The sequence below is a fragment of the Streptomyces sp. NPDC127119 genome (assembly GCF_042677425.1).
Classification (GTDB): domain Bacteria; phylum Actinomycetota; class Actinomycetes; order Streptomycetales; family Streptomycetaceae; genus Streptomyces.
In genome coordinates this window covers 16,557-30,304 of record NZ_JBHXTO010000024.1, presented here as the reverse complement: position 1 = coordinate 30,304, position 13,748 = coordinate 16,557, and the positions used below count along the sequence as shown (strand labels likewise).

General features: G+C 69.0%; 13 protein-coding genes and 2 pseudogenes. 10 read left to right on the top strand and 5 right to left on the bottom strand.

Annotated elements, in window-relative coordinates:
* Nucleotides 1–240 precede the first annotated feature (240 nt).
* From ACFVH5_RS14010 to ACFVH5_RS13970, 9 genes are all read left to right on the top strand, one after another.
* Complete coding sequence (locus ACFVH5_RS14010) at nt 241–1,158, top strand: ribokinase (protein ID WP_385833830.1); 918 nt, start codon at nt 241–243, stop codon at nt 1,156–1,158.
* Complete coding sequence (locus tag ACFVH5_RS14005; protein WP_385833829.1) at nt 1,155–2,192, top strand: ABC transporter permease; 1,038 nt, start codon at nt 1,155–1,157, stop codon at nt 2,190–2,192. Before ACFVH5_RS14010 ends, ACFVH5_RS14005 begins: the two co-directional genes overlap by 4 nt.
* 217 nt (nt 2,193–2,409) lie before the next feature.
* Nucleotides 2,410–3,435, top strand: a complete 1,026-nt coding sequence (locus tag ACFVH5_RS14000) for a substrate-binding domain-containing protein (RefSeq protein ID WP_385833827.1) — start codon at nt 2,410–2,412, stop codon at nt 3,433–3,435.
* Nucleotides 3,435–4,985, top strand: coding sequence for a sugar ABC transporter ATP-binding protein (locus ACFVH5_RS13995; RefSeq protein WP_385833826.1), 1,551 nt, complete (start codon nt 3,435–3,437; stop codon nt 4,983–4,985). The genes ACFVH5_RS14000 and ACFVH5_RS13995 overlap by 1 nt, the downstream gene beginning before the upstream one ends.
* A 76-nt stretch (nt 4,986–5,061) precedes the next feature.
* Nucleotides 5,062–5,517 (top strand): D-ribose pyranase, encoded by a 456-nt coding sequence (gene rbsD / locus ACFVH5_RS13990; RefSeq protein ID WP_385833825.1) that lies wholly within the window; start codon nt 5,062–5,064, stop codon nt 5,515–5,517.
* 62 nt (nt 5,518–5,579) lie between these two features.
* Entirely contained in the window at nt 5,580–6,293 is a 714-nt protein-coding gene (deoC, locus tag ACFVH5_RS13985; protein ID WP_384808770.1) for a deoxyribose-phosphate aldolase, read from the top strand.
* 109 nt (nt 6,294–6,402) lie between these two features.
* A complete protein-coding gene (locus ACFVH5_RS13980; RefSeq protein WP_385833824.1) occupies nt 6,403–7,161 on the top strand; it encodes a GntR family transcriptional regulator in 759 nt (252 codons plus the stop codon).
* 185 nt (nt 7,162–7,346) lie between these two features.
* Nucleotides 7,347–8,609, top strand: coding sequence for a DUF6357 family protein (locus tag ACFVH5_RS13975; protein ID WP_385833823.1), 1,263 nt, complete (start codon nt 7,347–7,349; stop codon nt 8,607–8,609).
* Nucleotides 8,610–9,038: 429 nt separating this feature from the next.
* Nucleotides 9,039–9,623: an exonuclease domain-containing protein gene (locus ACFVH5_RS13970; protein ID WP_385833821.1), complete on the top strand. Its 585-nt coding sequence runs from the start codon at nt 9,039–9,041 to the stop codon at nt 9,621–9,623.
* Between the two features lie 614 nt (nt 9,624–10,237).
* Here the strand turns inward: ACFVH5_RS13970 and ACFVH5_RS13965 are convergent.
* The 4 genes and pseudogenes from ACFVH5_RS13965 to ACFVH5_RS13950 all read right to left on the bottom strand — a co-directional run bounded on the left by ACFVH5_RS13965 (nt 10,238) and on the right by ACFVH5_RS13950 (nt 12,091).
* Nucleotides 10,238–10,624: a fic family toxin-antitoxin system, toxin component gene (locus ACFVH5_RS13965; protein ID WP_385833820.1), complete on the bottom strand. Its 387-nt coding sequence runs from the start codon at nt 10,622–10,624 to the stop codon at nt 10,238–10,240.
* Nucleotides 10,621–10,920, bottom strand: coding sequence for a DUF1778 domain-containing protein (locus tag ACFVH5_RS13960; RefSeq protein WP_385833819.1), 300 nt, complete (start codon nt 10,918–10,920; stop codon nt 10,621–10,623). The genes ACFVH5_RS13965 and ACFVH5_RS13960 overlap by 4 nt, the downstream gene beginning before the upstream one ends.
* A gap of 537 nt (nt 10,921–11,457) precedes the next feature.
* Nucleotides 11,458–11,610: pseudogene (locus ACFVH5_RS13955) on the bottom strand (IS5/IS1182 family transposase); the annotation flags it as partial.
* A gap of 106 nt (nt 11,611–11,716) precedes the next feature.
* Nucleotides 11,717–12,091, bottom strand: a complete 375-nt coding sequence (locus ACFVH5_RS13950; protein WP_385833818.1) for a hypothetical protein — start codon at nt 12,089–12,091, stop codon at nt 11,717–11,719.
* Between the two features lie 290 nt (nt 12,092–12,381).
* Here ACFVH5_RS13950 and ACFVH5_RS13945 point away from each other — a divergent pair, with 290 nt between their 5' ends.
* Nucleotides 12,382–12,783 (top strand): cyclic-phosphate processing receiver domain-containing protein, encoded by a 402-nt coding sequence (locus tag ACFVH5_RS13945; protein ID WP_385833817.1) that lies wholly within the window; start codon nt 12,382–12,384, stop codon nt 12,781–12,783.
* Here ACFVH5_RS13945 and ACFVH5_RS13940 read toward each other — a convergent pair.
* Nucleotides 12,780–13,596, bottom strand: a pseudogene (locus tag ACFVH5_RS13940) (IS630 family transposase); the annotation flags it as partial. The gene ACFVH5_RS13945 and the pseudogene ACFVH5_RS13940 overlap by 4 nt on opposite strands.
* Nucleotides 13,597–13,748 lie beyond the last annotated feature (152 nt).

The window sequence follows — 13,748 nt, the reverse complement described above, 5'->3', positions numbered from 1 at the left end:
GGCGCGCCTGAGAACCCGTCACCAACTACCCGTACAAGGTGAGTTGAGCCCAGTACCGCTTCCGGGGTCGGCGCGGCGGTCGCGCCGGATCCGGAGCCGTGTGGTTCCCGTTGCGCGCTATGGCGTGAAGTAGGCGGACGACGTCCGGAAAATCACTTCCCGCGCAACCGTTGACTATGGACATCCCTGTACCTACGCTCTCGCTTGTCCATGGTTGTCCATACACAAAGTGGTGTGTCGATGAAGATCGCGGTAGTCGGAAGTTACGGGGCCGGCCTGACCATGCGGGTCCCCAGGGCGCCCTCCGCGGGGGAGACGGTGTCCGGTGGGACCTTCGATCCCGGTCCCGGCGGCAAGGGCAGCAACCAGGCCGTCGCCGCCGCCCGGCTGGGTGCCGAGGTCGCACTCCTCACGGCTGTCGGTGACGACGACTTCGGCCGCGCGGCACGGGAGTTGTGGCGCACGGAGGGAGTCGGCGCCGAGCACGTGGTGACCGCACTGGCACCCACCATGGTCGGGTTCATCCTGGTCGAGCCGTCCGGGGAGAACCGCATCGTCATCGCTCCCGGCGCCCTCGACGAGCTGGACGCGGCGGCGGTGGAGCGCTTCCGAGGCGAGATCGCCGCCGCCGACGTCCTGGTCGTCTCGATGGAGATCCCGGAGGAGGCCGTGGCAGCGGCCCTGCGGACCGGCCGCGAGACCGGCACCCGCACCCTCCTCAACCCGGCGCCGGCCCGGCCGCTGCCCGAGGAGTGCTGGCCGCTGATCGACGTGATCACCCCGAACCAGACGGAGGCGCCCGTCCTCCTCGGGCTCGGCGAGGAGCACGGACTCGGTGACGAAGACCTGGTCCGGGCCCTGCGGGAGCGTACGGGCGGGATCGCGGTGCTCACCCGGGGCGGCCAGGGAGCGCTCGTCGCCGAGGAGTCGGGCGTCACCTCCGTGCCGCCGCACCCGCCGGCCGCCGTCGTCGACACCACCGGCGCGGGCGACTCCTTCACCGCCGCCCTGGCCGTCGGCCTGGCCGAAGGGCTGCCTGCCGCCCGGGCGGCCGACTTCGCCGCGGTGGCGGGCGCCCACACCGTCTCCGTCGCGGGGGTCGTCCCCGCCCTGCCCACCAGAGACCAGCTCGACGCCCGGATCGGGAGAACCTCGTGACTCTGACCACCTCCACCTCACCCGCCCCGGCGGCGTCACCCGGCCCGAAGTCCACCCGGGAGGCCCCCTCGGCGCTGCGCAGACTCCTGCACGCACGCGAAGCCGGTGTGTTCGCCGCACTGGTCCTGCTCTTCCTGCTGGGCACGGTGCTCTCGCCGACCTTCGCCCAGTCCGACAACCTGCTCTCGGTCGGGCAGCAGATCGCGCAGATCGGCATCATGGCCGTCGGCGTGACCTTCGTGATCCTCAACGGCGAGATCGACCTCTCCGTCGGATCCACGTACGCGCTGTCCGCCATCTCCACCGGCATGCTCATCTCGGACGGCTGGAGCTGGCCGGCCGCGATGCTCGTCGGACTCGCCGTCGGGGTGCTGGCCGGCCTCGTCAACGGGCTGGCCGTCGTGGTCCTCGGGGTGCCCTCCTTCATCGTCACCCTCGGCACGCTCAGCGTCTTCCGCGGGATCGCCCTGCTCATCTCCGACGGCGCCCCGATCTCACTGAGTTCGTCGCGGCCGGGCGTGGCCGAGTTCAATCTCCTGGGCCAGGGACGGCTGTTCGGCGTCATACCGATGCAGTTCGTGTTCTTCGCCGCCGTCGCGGCCATCGGCGTGGTGCTGCTGGCCCGCTCCCGCTTCGGCTTCAACACCTATGCGGTGGGCGGCAACCAGGAGGCGGCGCGGCTGGTCGGCGTCAACGTCAAGCGGGTCAAGCTCACCGCGTTCGTACTCTCCGGCTTCACCGCGGGCCTCGCGGGCGTCCTCGGCCTGTCCTTCCTCTCCTACGTGCAGGGCGTGACCGGCCAGGGCCTGGAACTGACCGTCATCTCGGCCGTCATCATCGGCGGCGCCGCGCTCTTCGGCGGCTCGGGCACGATGTGGGGCACCGTCATCGGCGTCGCCTTCATCGGCCTGCTCCAGAACATCCTCAACATCAAGGGCATCTCGTCCTTCTGGCAGACCGTCGTCACGGGCCTGGTCATCGTCGCCGCCGTCGCGGCCGACACCTGGCAGCGCAAGCGCAAGAGCCGCGCCTGACCGGCACCGCCCCGCCCCGCCCCGTACCGGCACTGCCCGGCACAGGCACCGGCCCCGCACCGGGCCCATGACGCCACTCCGTTACGACACTCCGCGCACCCCACGCCGCACCGCGCGGGCAGTCCCGGCCGCCGAGCCGCGTCGCCGGCAGCCCGCGACCCCGTACACCCTCTTCCCCGGCCCTCGCCCCACCGACGGACACGACAAAGGAGTCACCATGTCCCCGCGCACTCTCCTCAGATCGCTCGCCGCCGCCACGGCCGCCGTCGCGGCGCTCGCCCTCACCGGGTGCGGTGCCGTCACCGCCGCCGACTCGGGCGGCTCCGGCGACGGCTCCTTCAAGCTCGCCCCGTACATCCAGCAGCGGGTCGACGACGACAAGCCGATGCGCATCAAGCTGAGCTACCACGACCCCTCGCTCGCCTTCGCCACCCCGATCTCCGCGGGCATGAAGCGCGCCGGCAAGGAGCTGGGCGCCGATGTCGCCCTCATCGGCCCCACCGGCGGCGACGCGGCCAAGCAGGTCTCCGAGATACAGACCCTCATCCAGCAGAAGGCCGTGGACGGACTCGCCGTCTCCTCCGCCTCCAGCGACGCCCTCAAGCCGGTGATCAGCCAGGCCTACAAGGCCGGCATCCCGATCATCTCCTTCAACACCGACAACCCCGACTCGCAGCAGATGGGATTCGTCGGCCAGGACCTCAAGGGCTCGGGCGAGGCCCAGGCCAAGGAACTGCGCAAGCAGCTCAAGGGCGACGTCGCGGGCAAGTCCGTCGTGGTGTTCTCCGTGGACACCGGCGCGGGCTGGTCGCACGACCGCTTCTCCGGATTCGAGGCCGGCATGAAGGGCAGCGGCCTGAAGATCGTCGGCCCCGTCAACGTGGGCAACGAACCCAACGCCGCCTACAACACCGTCGAGTCGACCATGTCCGGCCAGTCCGGGGTCGTCGCCGTCGCGGGCCTGGACTGCTGCTCCACCACCGCCGCCGCCAAGTGGGTCGCCCAGTCCAAGAACGCGGACGGCATCGCCATGGGCGGCTTCGACCTGCTGACCCAGACCGCCGAGTACGTCGACAAGGGCGTTCTGGACTTCACCATCAGCCAGAACCCGTCCGAGCAGGGCTTCCAGGCCGTGAAGGTGCTCCACACCTTCCTGACCAAGGGCACCGAGATCACCGGGGTCGACACCGGCGCCCAGTTCATCACCCGCGCCAACCTGGCCGACGCCACGGTGGAGGACTGATGTCCGCCGCCCCCCGCGACCTCCCCGCCAAGGCGGCCACTCCTTCCGCCCCCGCCGTCTCCGTGCGCGGCCTGTCCCGCAGCTTCGGTCCGGTACGCGCCCTGCGTGACGTCTCCTTCGACGTCCCCGCCGGTGAGATCACCGCACTGCTGGGCGAGAACGGGGCCGGCAAGTCGACCCTGCTGAAGATCCTGGCCGGCCTCCAGCCGCCCAGCGACGGCGGTGTCAGCGTCTTCGGCGAGGAGGTCACCTCCTTCGACCCCAGTATGATGCTCAGCCGCCACGGCGTGGCGATCGTCCCGCAGGAACTGTCGCTGCTGCCCGACCGCAGCGTGGCGGAGAACGTCCTCAGCGGGGTGGAACCGGGCGGCCGCTGGTTCCCCTCCCGCCGCCGGATGGCGGAGCGCACCGCCGAACTGCTCGCCGGACTCGACCTGGACCTCGACCCGAACGCCTCCGTACGTACCCTGGACCTCGCCACGCAGCAGCTCATCGTGGTGGCCCGGTCCGTCGCCCGGGGCTGCCGGGTGCTCATCCTGGACGAACCGACGGCGATGCTCACCCCCGCCGAGGCCGACCGCCTGTTCGCCCTGATGGACAAGCTCAAGGCCGCCGGGGCGACCATGCTCTACGTCTCCCACCGCATGCCCGAGGTCTTCCGCCTCGCCGACCACATCCAGGTGCTGCGCGACGGCACGCACGTCGCCTCCTGGCGCAGCGCCGACACCACCCCCGAGCAGGCCGTCGCCGCGATGGTCGGCCGCGAACTGGGCCAGTTCACCCGCCGCGAACCGGCACCCGCCGACACCACGGCCGAACCCGTCCTGAAGGTACGGGAGTTGAGCGGACGCCGACACACAGGCATCTCCTTCGACCTGCGCCCCGGTGAGATCCTCGGCGTGGCCGGACTGCCCGACTCCGGCCGCGTGGAACTGCTGCACAACCTCTTCGGCGGGCAGCGCGGCACCGGCGGCAGCGTGGAACTGCTCGGCCGCGCCTACGACCGGCGCAACCCGATCGCCAGCGTCGAACGCCGCCTCGCGTTCGTCCCCGGTGAGCGCCGCGCCCAGGGCCTGCTGACCACCATGAGCGTCGGCGAGAACGTCGGCGCGCTCACCACGAAGACCTTCAGCCGGCTCGGCCTGCTGCGCCGCGGCGCCTTCGATGCCGCCGCCGCCGAACAGGCCGGCCGGCTGAAGGTGAAGACGGCCACCATGGGCCAGCCCATCACCAGCCTGTCCGGCGGCAACCAGCAGAAGGCGGTCCTGGGCCGCTGGCTGGCCATCGACCCCGGCGTGCTCATCCTCGACGAGCCGACCCGAGGCGTCGACATCGGAGCCAAGGCCGAGATCTACGCCCGGCTGTTCGCCCTCGCCGAGGAGGGGCTGGCGATCCTCTGCTCCTCCTCCGACCTGCCCGAACTCCTCACCCTCACCGACCGGATCGCCGTCATGAGCGAGGGCCGCCTGGTGGACATCGTGGACACCGCGACGGCCACCGAGGAATCCGTCATGGCCCTGGCCACCGGAACGAAGCGGGCCGCCGCCTGACCGTCCCCGCTCCACCGGTGCCGGTGCCCGACACCCCTGCCGGCCGGCCACCACGACCCATGAAAGGGAACCCACCATGAAGCGCTCCGGCATCCTCAACGCCGAACTCAGCGGCGCCCTCGCCTCCCTCGGCCACACCGATCTGCTGCTGGTCGTGGACGCGGGCTTCCCCGTGCCGCGCGAGGCGCACCGCGTCGACCTGGCCCTCGCCGAGAACCTGCCCGACCTGCGGACCGTGCTCGGCCTCATCGCCGACGAACTCGTCGTGGAGGGCGTGGTGCGGGCCGAGGACGTCCCCACCCACAACCCCCGCCTCGACGACTGGCTGCTCGACCGCTTCCCCGGCGCCGAGTTCACCACCCGTTCGCACGCGGACGTACTCGGCGAACTCGCCCACCGGGCCAAGGTCGTCGTCCGCACCGGGGCGTTCGAGCCCTGGGGCAACATCGGCCTGTTCTGCGGGGTCGACGTGCCCCGCTGGTTCGGCGGCGAGGGCGTCGTCGTACCCGACCACTACGCGTCCAAGCTCTGAACCATCACGATCCGCACGGCCCGCCACCGGCCCCGCCGTATCCAATCCGAGGGAGATCCCCCGTGTCCGAAACCACCGTCGCCGACGCCGAACTCAGCCTGACCCCGGCGGAGATGGCGCCCTACATCCAGCACACCAGGATCGACCCGGACGCGACGCTCGACGAGATGGTCGCCCATGCCCGCGAGGCCGTCACGCACGGCTTCAACGCGGCCATGGTCCCCGCCTCCTGGCTGCCCGTCGTCGTCGCCGAACTGCGCGGCACCGGCGTCCAGGTCGCCTCCGCCCTGGACTTCCCGACTGTCGGCGTGATGACCAGCCCCGGCAAGGCCGCCGAGGCCGCCGAGATAGCCCGCCTCGGCGCCGACCAGATCGACATCGGTGTCCAGATCGGCTGGCTCAAGAGCGGACGCTACGACGACTTCCGCGAGGACATCGCGGGCGTCGTCCGAGCCTCCGGCCTGCCCGTCAAGGTCATGCTGGAGCTGCCCCTGCTGACCGACGCGGAGAAGGAGGCCGCCGTCGAGCTGTCCATGGAGGCGGGCGTCGCCTTCCTGAAGAACGCCAGCAGCGGGCAGATCGAGACGGCGAACCCGGCGAGCGTGGGCTACCTTGTCGAACGGGCGCGCGACGGGGTCCGGGTGAAGGCATCCGGCTCCATCAAGACGTACCGGCAGGGCCTGGCCCTTCTGCGGGCCGGAGCCTCTCTGCTCGGCACCAGTGCCGGTCTGTCGATCATCACCGACACCGGGGACGATTCGACGACCAGCTACTGACCTGCCCCGCACCCGTGCTCCGGTCGCACTCCGCGGCCGGAGCACGGGACCGCCCGTGCCGGAGCCGTAAGAGGCCTCCGGCGCAACCCGACAAGGAGATGCGACGACAGTGACGGCCGACGAACGGGGACTTCCGCACATCCAGCGTGATGTCCCCACGGCGATCCATGCCCAGATCTCGGAACACATCCGACTGCGGATCGCCGGCGGCGAGTGGCCTGCGCACTACCGCCTCAAGAGCGAGCCGGAGCTTGCCCAGGAGTTCGGCGTCAGCCGCGGCACCCTGCGACGCGCCCTGACCACGCTCATCGAGGAGGGCCTGCTGCGACAGGTCCGAGGCCGCGGCACCTTCGTCACCTCGACGACCATCGAGCCCGCCATCGCCCAGAAACTCAGCACGCTCTCCGAGGACTTCGCCAGCCAGGGCATCGTCACCGCCACCACCGTGCGCGACTGCTCGCTGATCGTCCCGCCCCGGCCCGTCGCCGCCCTCCTGGACCTCGCCCCCAACACCCCCGTACTGAGGCTGCTCCGCGTGCGCAGCACCGACCAGGGCCCCGTCGCCCTCCTGTCCAACTTCGTGCGCACCGACCTCACACCCGGCATCGAGGAGGTGGACTTCACCTCCTCCAGCCTCTTCGGCGTCCTGGAGGGCACCTACGGCCTCAAGATCGCCACCGCACGCCGGACGTTCAGCGCGGAAGCCGCCACAGCAGAGGTCGCCGAAGCACTCTCGCTGGAGGAGAACGCCCCCGTGCAGTACCTCCAGCAGGTCACCTACCTGGCCGACGACCGCCCGGTGGAGTACTCCGACGTCTGGATCCACAGCGGCCGACTCCGAGTGACCTCCCTCCTGGTACGCCGCTAGAACCCACCTGCCCCCGACCCACCGACCAGGACCTGAACTCCCGTACGCACAAACTCTGTTGACGTGACATGGCAGTACCGGACCGAGTGAAGCGGAACAGCCAGGCGGTCTGGCGCGGTGTTGTCCGAGGCCGGGCGGTGCCCCCTGATGCCGGTCGGTACACCGTTCCAGGAAAGACTGGGTCCATGAGCGACATCGTTTTCACGCGTGCGAGTGGCTGGATCCCGAGCGTGATCCGCGAGGACGGCGAGCTGAAGCTGTCACTCGGCGCCGGGGCTGACGCCAACCATGAGCCTCGCACGTTCACGTTCTCGATCGGCGAAGCCCACCTCGCGGTGATCCAGGAGGACCTGGCCAGACACCTGCTGCTGTGGAGTGCGGTCCTTCCGCTGTGCGACGCCGCCGGAACCCGGGGCCGGCTCGACGAGAACGCTGCCGCCGCGCTCCTGGACCCGATCCTCCTAGCCGAGCCTGCGGACGTCGACGCGCTCTTCCAGCACATCCGATGGGACAGGAGCCGGCTCATCGCCCACGGGGCCGACATCGGTCTGCTGGAGCGCGGCCAGGTATACGCGGCGATGCGCGCGGCGACAGAGACGTCGAACGGCAAACGAGCTCAGGAGTACCACGCGAACCGCCGTCGCGCCGAGCGCGGAACGGTGCTCGGTCCGCTCGACGCCGCGATTCTGAGGTACACGGGCCAGTACCTGCACGGTTCAACGGTTCCGAAACGAAAGCCCGATGCCGTCGACCACGCGCTGCTTCCCGAAGTCATGCGGGTGATCGCCACCGCGGAGCAGGCGTGCGCCGGGATGCGGATCAGCCGCGATCCGCGGCGGGGAAAGCGCGCCACGGACAAACGCGATTGGGAACGGATGCAGACGACGGTCGAAGCGGCCGTGCGCCATGCACACCCCGATCTCGTCGATGACGCGGTGCGTACCGTGAGCTTCCTGATGTGCTCGGAGGCCGCGGACCGCTCCAGAAACACCCCCATGGAGGAGGACGACGAGACCGCCGGCCACCGCGCCGACTTGGGCGGGAGTGCGAGCAAGACGGCCCTGTCGTTCACCGACGACAAGGGCATCGAGAAGAAGTGGCTGGGGGAGAGCCCCCGCAGTGCCGCCGGGGAGTTCTGGGAGTTCGTCGCGGACCGCTCTGCCGCGGACAACGAAGTGTTCACCATCGAGGACGAGGAGATGGGCGAAGGGATCCAGCTCCACTTCTACGCGGACTCCATCGCCCGGATCACGACGCTGCGCGCGGGCGAGGGCGGGTCGGATCCGCAATACGGGGTCGAGTACGGCCTGGTCGACGGAATCAGCGGGTACCGCAACCTGGTGAACGTCTTCGTCCACGGCGGCTACGCCGCACTCGAACAACACGGTCCCTGGATATCGGACGTAACCGAGTTCGAGCGCGCACGCCGACGACGCGACGCCCGCTAGTCCCAGCGGAAGCCCGTGCAGGCGCCGCCGCAGGACACCCCTCCGACCCGCGCACCGCTGTCCGCCCGCAGCCGCCAACGGTGCCGCGACAGCACACTGCCGTCGCTCCGGAGGAGCACCTGCTGGAGCCAGCCGCTGAGCACGGCCCGCTCGTGGCCGCCATTGTGCTGGCTACCGCCAAGGGGGCATCGACGGCAACGCGAGGGTGCTCCAGCGCCTCGTCGGCGCCGATGAGGCCGTCTGGACCAGGGGCATCCTCCGCATCCTCGCCGCCATGGCCGGACCGGAACTGCGCGCGTTCTTCCTCCCTCCGCGGTCCGCGCCGCGCGTAGCCCGGCGTCCTTTGCCGGATGCCCTACGGCCCCGGGGCCGTTCTGCAGCGGCGAAAACCGGGTGTGCCCGCGGCTGCGCCTCCCTACGCTTCCGGCCATGGACAGCTCTCGGGTAGAAGGCCTGGTGAACGTCGTGGATGTCGAAGCAACCTGCTGGGCCGGTTCCCAGCCGGCGGGCGAGGTCAGCGAGATCATCGAGATCGGGCTGACAGTCGTCGACCTGCACGCCGGCGAGCGCCTCGCCCGGCACCGGATCCTGGTGAGGCCCGCCAGGTCCACGGTCAGCGAGTTCTGCACGGAACTGACCGGCTTCACTCAGCACGAGGTCGAGCAAGGAGTCACCTTCGCCGAAGCGTGCCAGCTCCTGGCGGCCGAGCACTGCGCAGGTGTGAGGCCGTGGGCCAGTTGGGGCGACTACGACCGCCACCAGTTCACACGGCAGTGTCAGGCCACGGGGGCGCCCTACCCCTTCGGACACCGTCATACCAACGCCAAGGCGGTCTTCACCAAGGCACACGGTCTGCGGAAACGTCCCGGTATGGCACGTGCCCTGGAGATCGCCGGGCGGCGGCTCGAAGGCCGTCACCACCGAGGCGAGGACGACGCCTGGAACATCGCGGCCCTCGTGCTTCACCTCTCGGAACGGGGCGCCTGGCCAACCGCAGCAGAACACCCCGCCTGACGCACCCACCCGGCTTGAAGGCCGTCCTGCCAAGGTCTCATCACTCCGGCTCAGCGGCGCGCCTTGCTTCACCAGGCTTGAAACGTCATTGCCTGCAGGCCTAGAACCGATGAGTCCTTCGTTCTGCATTCACCTGCGGATGCACAACGCTGGCAGATGTCGTGCTGAGCAGACGGAGATGTCACGTACGAGCGACATCCGCTTGCGCTATCGAGGGTGAGAAATGAGCGTCTGGCCCGTTGACCGAACTCACTCAAGGGTTCTCGCAGGTCAGTCTCTACGGGCGGCGGGCCAGCAAGGGCGTGCCGAGGAAGCCGCGCTTGGCCGCAAACCGACGCGCCCCAGGGAAAACTGCTGCAGAGCATGCCCGCGGATGCGAGAGCCGCCCCCCCCACCGCGAGGTCCGGCCCCCGGGCATGCCACCGCCGCGCCATCAAAGCTGCGAACCCCCTGGAGTACTTCCGACGGCAGCCTCCTTGTGACGGCGAGTACCGACGGCACAGTCCCTCTCTGGGAAGGCGTCGGACCAGTACCAGTTGGCCCATCCTCCTCTACGCCACCGGCTCGGTGACGATCGGCCATCGAACTGCGAGAAGGCCCAAGACACCAACAGGTCAGGAAATGTTCCAAGCACGCAATTGACGGCCGACCAGGCCAACCCCCATCGCACCGGAAGCCGCGTCCCGTACCAGGGCGACCGCCTCCTTCGGCGGATACTCCAGACGGCACCCGTTCAGCACCAGATACGCCTCTGCGCAGTGCCACGCGAACGCCTCGTTGGAGTGCTCCAGACACGGCAGCCGCGCCAGCGTCTGCAAGAGCGCCGCCGCCTTGAGATACAGCGACCCATAGACGTCGCGCTCCATGGCCCGGGCATTGACCCGAGCGACCGCCGCGTACAGAGGACCGTAATCGTCCACCTGCGGATCACCAGGAAGCAACTCGGCAGCATGCAGCAGAAAAGCCACGTCAAGAGGGTGAAGCGGTTCGTGCTGCGTCACGCGGCGTGGCCCCGCTCCTGCTGCTCCTCAAGATCATGCCGCGCGGCGAGCTCTGCAGCGCGACGCTCCCCGTCGGTGTCGGCCACGCCGGCCGCTTCGGCGAAGGCGTCGCCACTGCGGGTCATCGACTCGCCGAAGGCGTCGAGGAAGTGCATCTCTACTGCGGTGGCACGGGCGTAGGCAGCGGACAGGATGTACTCCTGCAAGCTGACGCCCTCCTGCCGTGCCGCGGCCTCGATCGCGGCGCGCTGGGCCGGATCGGGGAAACGTAGGTTCATCGCTTTGGGCTGGGACATGGTACCGATGGTATCGCCGGTACCACCGATGTGGCTACCCGTGTAGCGGCACAGCAGCGCCCGTGACCGGAGGCTTCAGGCGGGAGCGCCGCCGTGAGCGGTTCCGATGGTCGAAAGGGCGGGATAGGTCCAGTGCACGGTGAGGCAGCCCGTGTGCGTGGCGAGAACGGGCGTACCGGGGGAGGGGAGACAGACTCTGTCGTGAGGACAATCAAACGGCGGAGTCGTTGGTAGTAGTGGATCTCTTCCGACTTGGTCAGTAGTGGCACGACCCGGTCGAGATCGTTGAGGCAGCCTCGTAGAAACCGTTGACGGTCTGCGTCGAGGGAGCCGCCCCTGCTTCGCCAGGTGGACACGCACCCAGCGATGTCCGCATCGAGCATCACCAGGTCGATGCCAGCTCGCTCCGCAGCGCGTAATGCTGTGGGAAATGGCGCGGCCAGGTGCTCGTTCCAGAGCTCGCCGACGACGCCCACTGCTCGATTCGATGCGTCCATGGCCACATCCTTCTCCAGCGCACTGTCTGGTCATGGCTGCTCACCGATGGAGTCGGCGACAGCAGATGAAGAACGCGGCAAGCCGGACGAAGGCAAGGACGTGCTCGGACTCGCGCTCGAAGCGGCGGTGCAGACGGCGGCAGCCGTTCAGCCAGGACATCGTGCGCCCGATTACCCAACGACGCCGGTCAAGTCGGTCGAAGGTTTCAATCCCGCCAGCTTGCTCGCGAGCCGGGGCCCGGGGATGCCTGCACCGCCGGGCCCTTCGAGACGCACGACTACGTTTGCGCTGTACTGCATCAGTCGGCTTCGCGGTCCTCCAGATGCTTGACCAGGCGGTAGCCGCTGGTCAAGCTGAGGTCCATCCGTTCGCGCAGCACTTTGACGGCTTTCACGCTGTCGCCCTCGGCGAGCAGAGAGCCCAACTCGCTCATCAGTTCCGGGTCCAGCGCCTCCAGGTTTTCCAGAGCCTGGGGGTAGCCGACAGGCAGAGCCTTGCCGGAGCGGAGCAGTTGAAGTGCAGCCCGCGCCTCAGGCAGGCCGAGATCGGTTGCCTTGCGCAGGCACTTCACGGCCTTGGCCTCGCGTCCGTCCGCCACGAAGGCAAGAGCTTCTTGCTGAACCTCTGCGGCCACCGGCGTGACCAGCGCGATCTCCTGTTTACCGCCCGTCATTCTGTGCCCTCCAGACCTCCCCGTAGACCGAACTACCTGTTACCCGCTGTGATGTCGGTGAAGCCAGCGAACGCCATGCTACTGACCACTGCTTTGAGGTACTGGCTGCCAGTGCCGACCAGACGGGACGGCGGGACGGGGCAGGCGGCGTGCCTCGGGAACCAAGGCGCCGGCTTGGCGGTTGCGCGTCGGCTTCGCCTCAGCGCCGCAGGTGCCGGACACAGCTGCGAGCGGGTGCGTTGGTGGCGGTTGGACGGGCGTCAACGGGACGAGATGCTGAGTGTCTGCTCATGGGGAGAGCTGCTGGCGTGCTGACTGGCACACCGTCGCCCTCCGGGGATGATGGGCGGGTGCAGCAGCCTTCTCCTCAACCAGCACCGATCATTCTCGCCATTGACGACCTCAGGGCGTTGCCCCGAGCGACACGGCTCGCCCGCACGAGCCGCGAAGGAATCCAACTTCTCCAAGAACACCGGGCGATCTTCATCGACGAGCTCTGGCTCGACCATGACCTCGGCGGGGATGACAGCATCATGCCGGTGGTGACCCTCCTGGAGGAGACCGCCTTTCATGGACTGCCGTTCCAGATCGGCATTGTCTACGTGCACAGTGCCAACCCCATCGGGGCCGAGACTGTTGTGCGGTGTCTTGCACATTGGAAGTACCACGTTCGAAGAGCAGTCGCCCAATGAGTAGTTAGTGCCGTAGTAGACAACGTTAGCGCGGTGAATTGGGCCTCGATGTGGTTGAGGCAGGCGGAGTTCGTCGGGGTGCAGGTGATGTCGACGTTGTTTGCCGAGATCCAGGTGCCGACCCGCTGGCACTTCTTCGCGGTCAGAAGCGGGGGGAAAAAAGTTGTCGCAGGCGATCGCGGCATGGACCTTGTTCGGGTAGAGGATGCGCAGGCAGCGGCAGAACTCCAGGAACGGCGTCCGCCACTCGACCGGCTTGATGTGGCTGTGGAGAGTGGCCTTGGCCAGGTCCAGGGTGGCGAGCAAGTGCCGTACTCCGACGTAGCCGTTGAAGGTCGCCCGCTGCCTGCGACCCGGCTCGCGGCGCGGCCTACGGTCGGAGTCCTTGTGCTTGCTGCCGCGCTCGGCCAACTGCTTCCCTGGGTGAGGCATGAGGTGGAGCGGGCCGAACTCGGCCACGCAGAAGATGACTTCGGGCTCGGCCTCCTCGGGCAGAGCCTCCCTGTCGGCGAGCGCGTAGAGGTGCTCGACGCGAGCCCTCTTGGCCGCATAGTCCGGGTCGCGGGAGGTCTTCCAGGACTTCAGGCGGTGAGAGAAGACGCCTTCCTTACGGAGCAGGATGCGCGGGCCCTCGGGGATGATGTCGTCGATCACCCCCTCTGCGACCAGGAAGTCCGCCAGCTTGGACGGACTCAAGGTGGAAAGGGCAGAACCATTGGGGCCCGCCGCCAGGTCACCACCGGACCCGGTGCCCCTGCGGATAATCTGCAGCAGCCGCCGGCCCTCGTCATCGTCGATCTCCCGGACCTGCACTCGTTCAGCCGTGTGATCATTCTGGCCGTTCGGTTGCCGCGCCGGGCGACACCGGCCTGTTGACCGGACTACGGGAAGACACGCCGTGCGTTAGCGCATCCCCGCTCGGGCGTCGACGGCTTCTACGCCTGGCCGGTGGCGTCGAACCGCCG

Excerpts from the sequence above, each read along its gene's own strand:
- ACFVH5_RS14010 (WP_385833830.1), top strand. The coding sequence starts at position 241 with ATGAAGATCGCGGTAGTCGGAAGTTACGGGGCCGGCCTGACCATGCGG.
- ACFVH5_RS14000 (WP_385833827.1), top strand. The coding sequence starts at position 2,410 with ATGTCCCCGCGCACTCTCCTCAGATCGCTCGCCGCCGCCACGGCCGCC.
- ACFVH5_RS13995 (WP_385833826.1), top strand. The coding sequence starts at position 3,435 with ATGTCCGCCGCCCCCCGCGACCTCCCCGCCAAGGCGGCCACTCCTTCC.
- rbsD (WP_385833825.1), top strand. The coding sequence starts at position 5,062 with ATGAAGCGCTCCGGCATCCTCAACGCCGAACTCAGCGGCGCCCTCGCC.
- ACFVH5_RS13975 (WP_385833823.1), top strand. The coding sequence starts at position 7,347 with ATGAGCGACATCGTTTTCACGCGTGCGAGTGGCTGGATCCCGAGCGTG.
- ACFVH5_RS13970 (WP_385833821.1), top strand. The coding sequence starts at position 9,039 with ATGGACAGCTCTCGGGTAGAAGGCCTGGTGAACGTCGTGGATGTCGAA.
- ACFVH5_RS13960 (WP_385833819.1), bottom strand. The coding sequence starts at position 10,920 with ATGTCCCAGCCCAAAGCGATGAACCTACGTTTCCCCGATCCGGCCCAG.
- ACFVH5_RS13950 (WP_385833818.1), bottom strand. The coding sequence starts at position 12,091 with ATGACGGGCGGTAAACAGGAGATCGCGCTGGTCACGCCGGTGGCCGCA.
- ACFVH5_RS13945 (WP_385833817.1), top strand. The coding sequence starts at position 12,382 with ATGGGGAGAGCTGCTGGCGTGCTGACTGGCACACCGTCGCCCTCCGGG.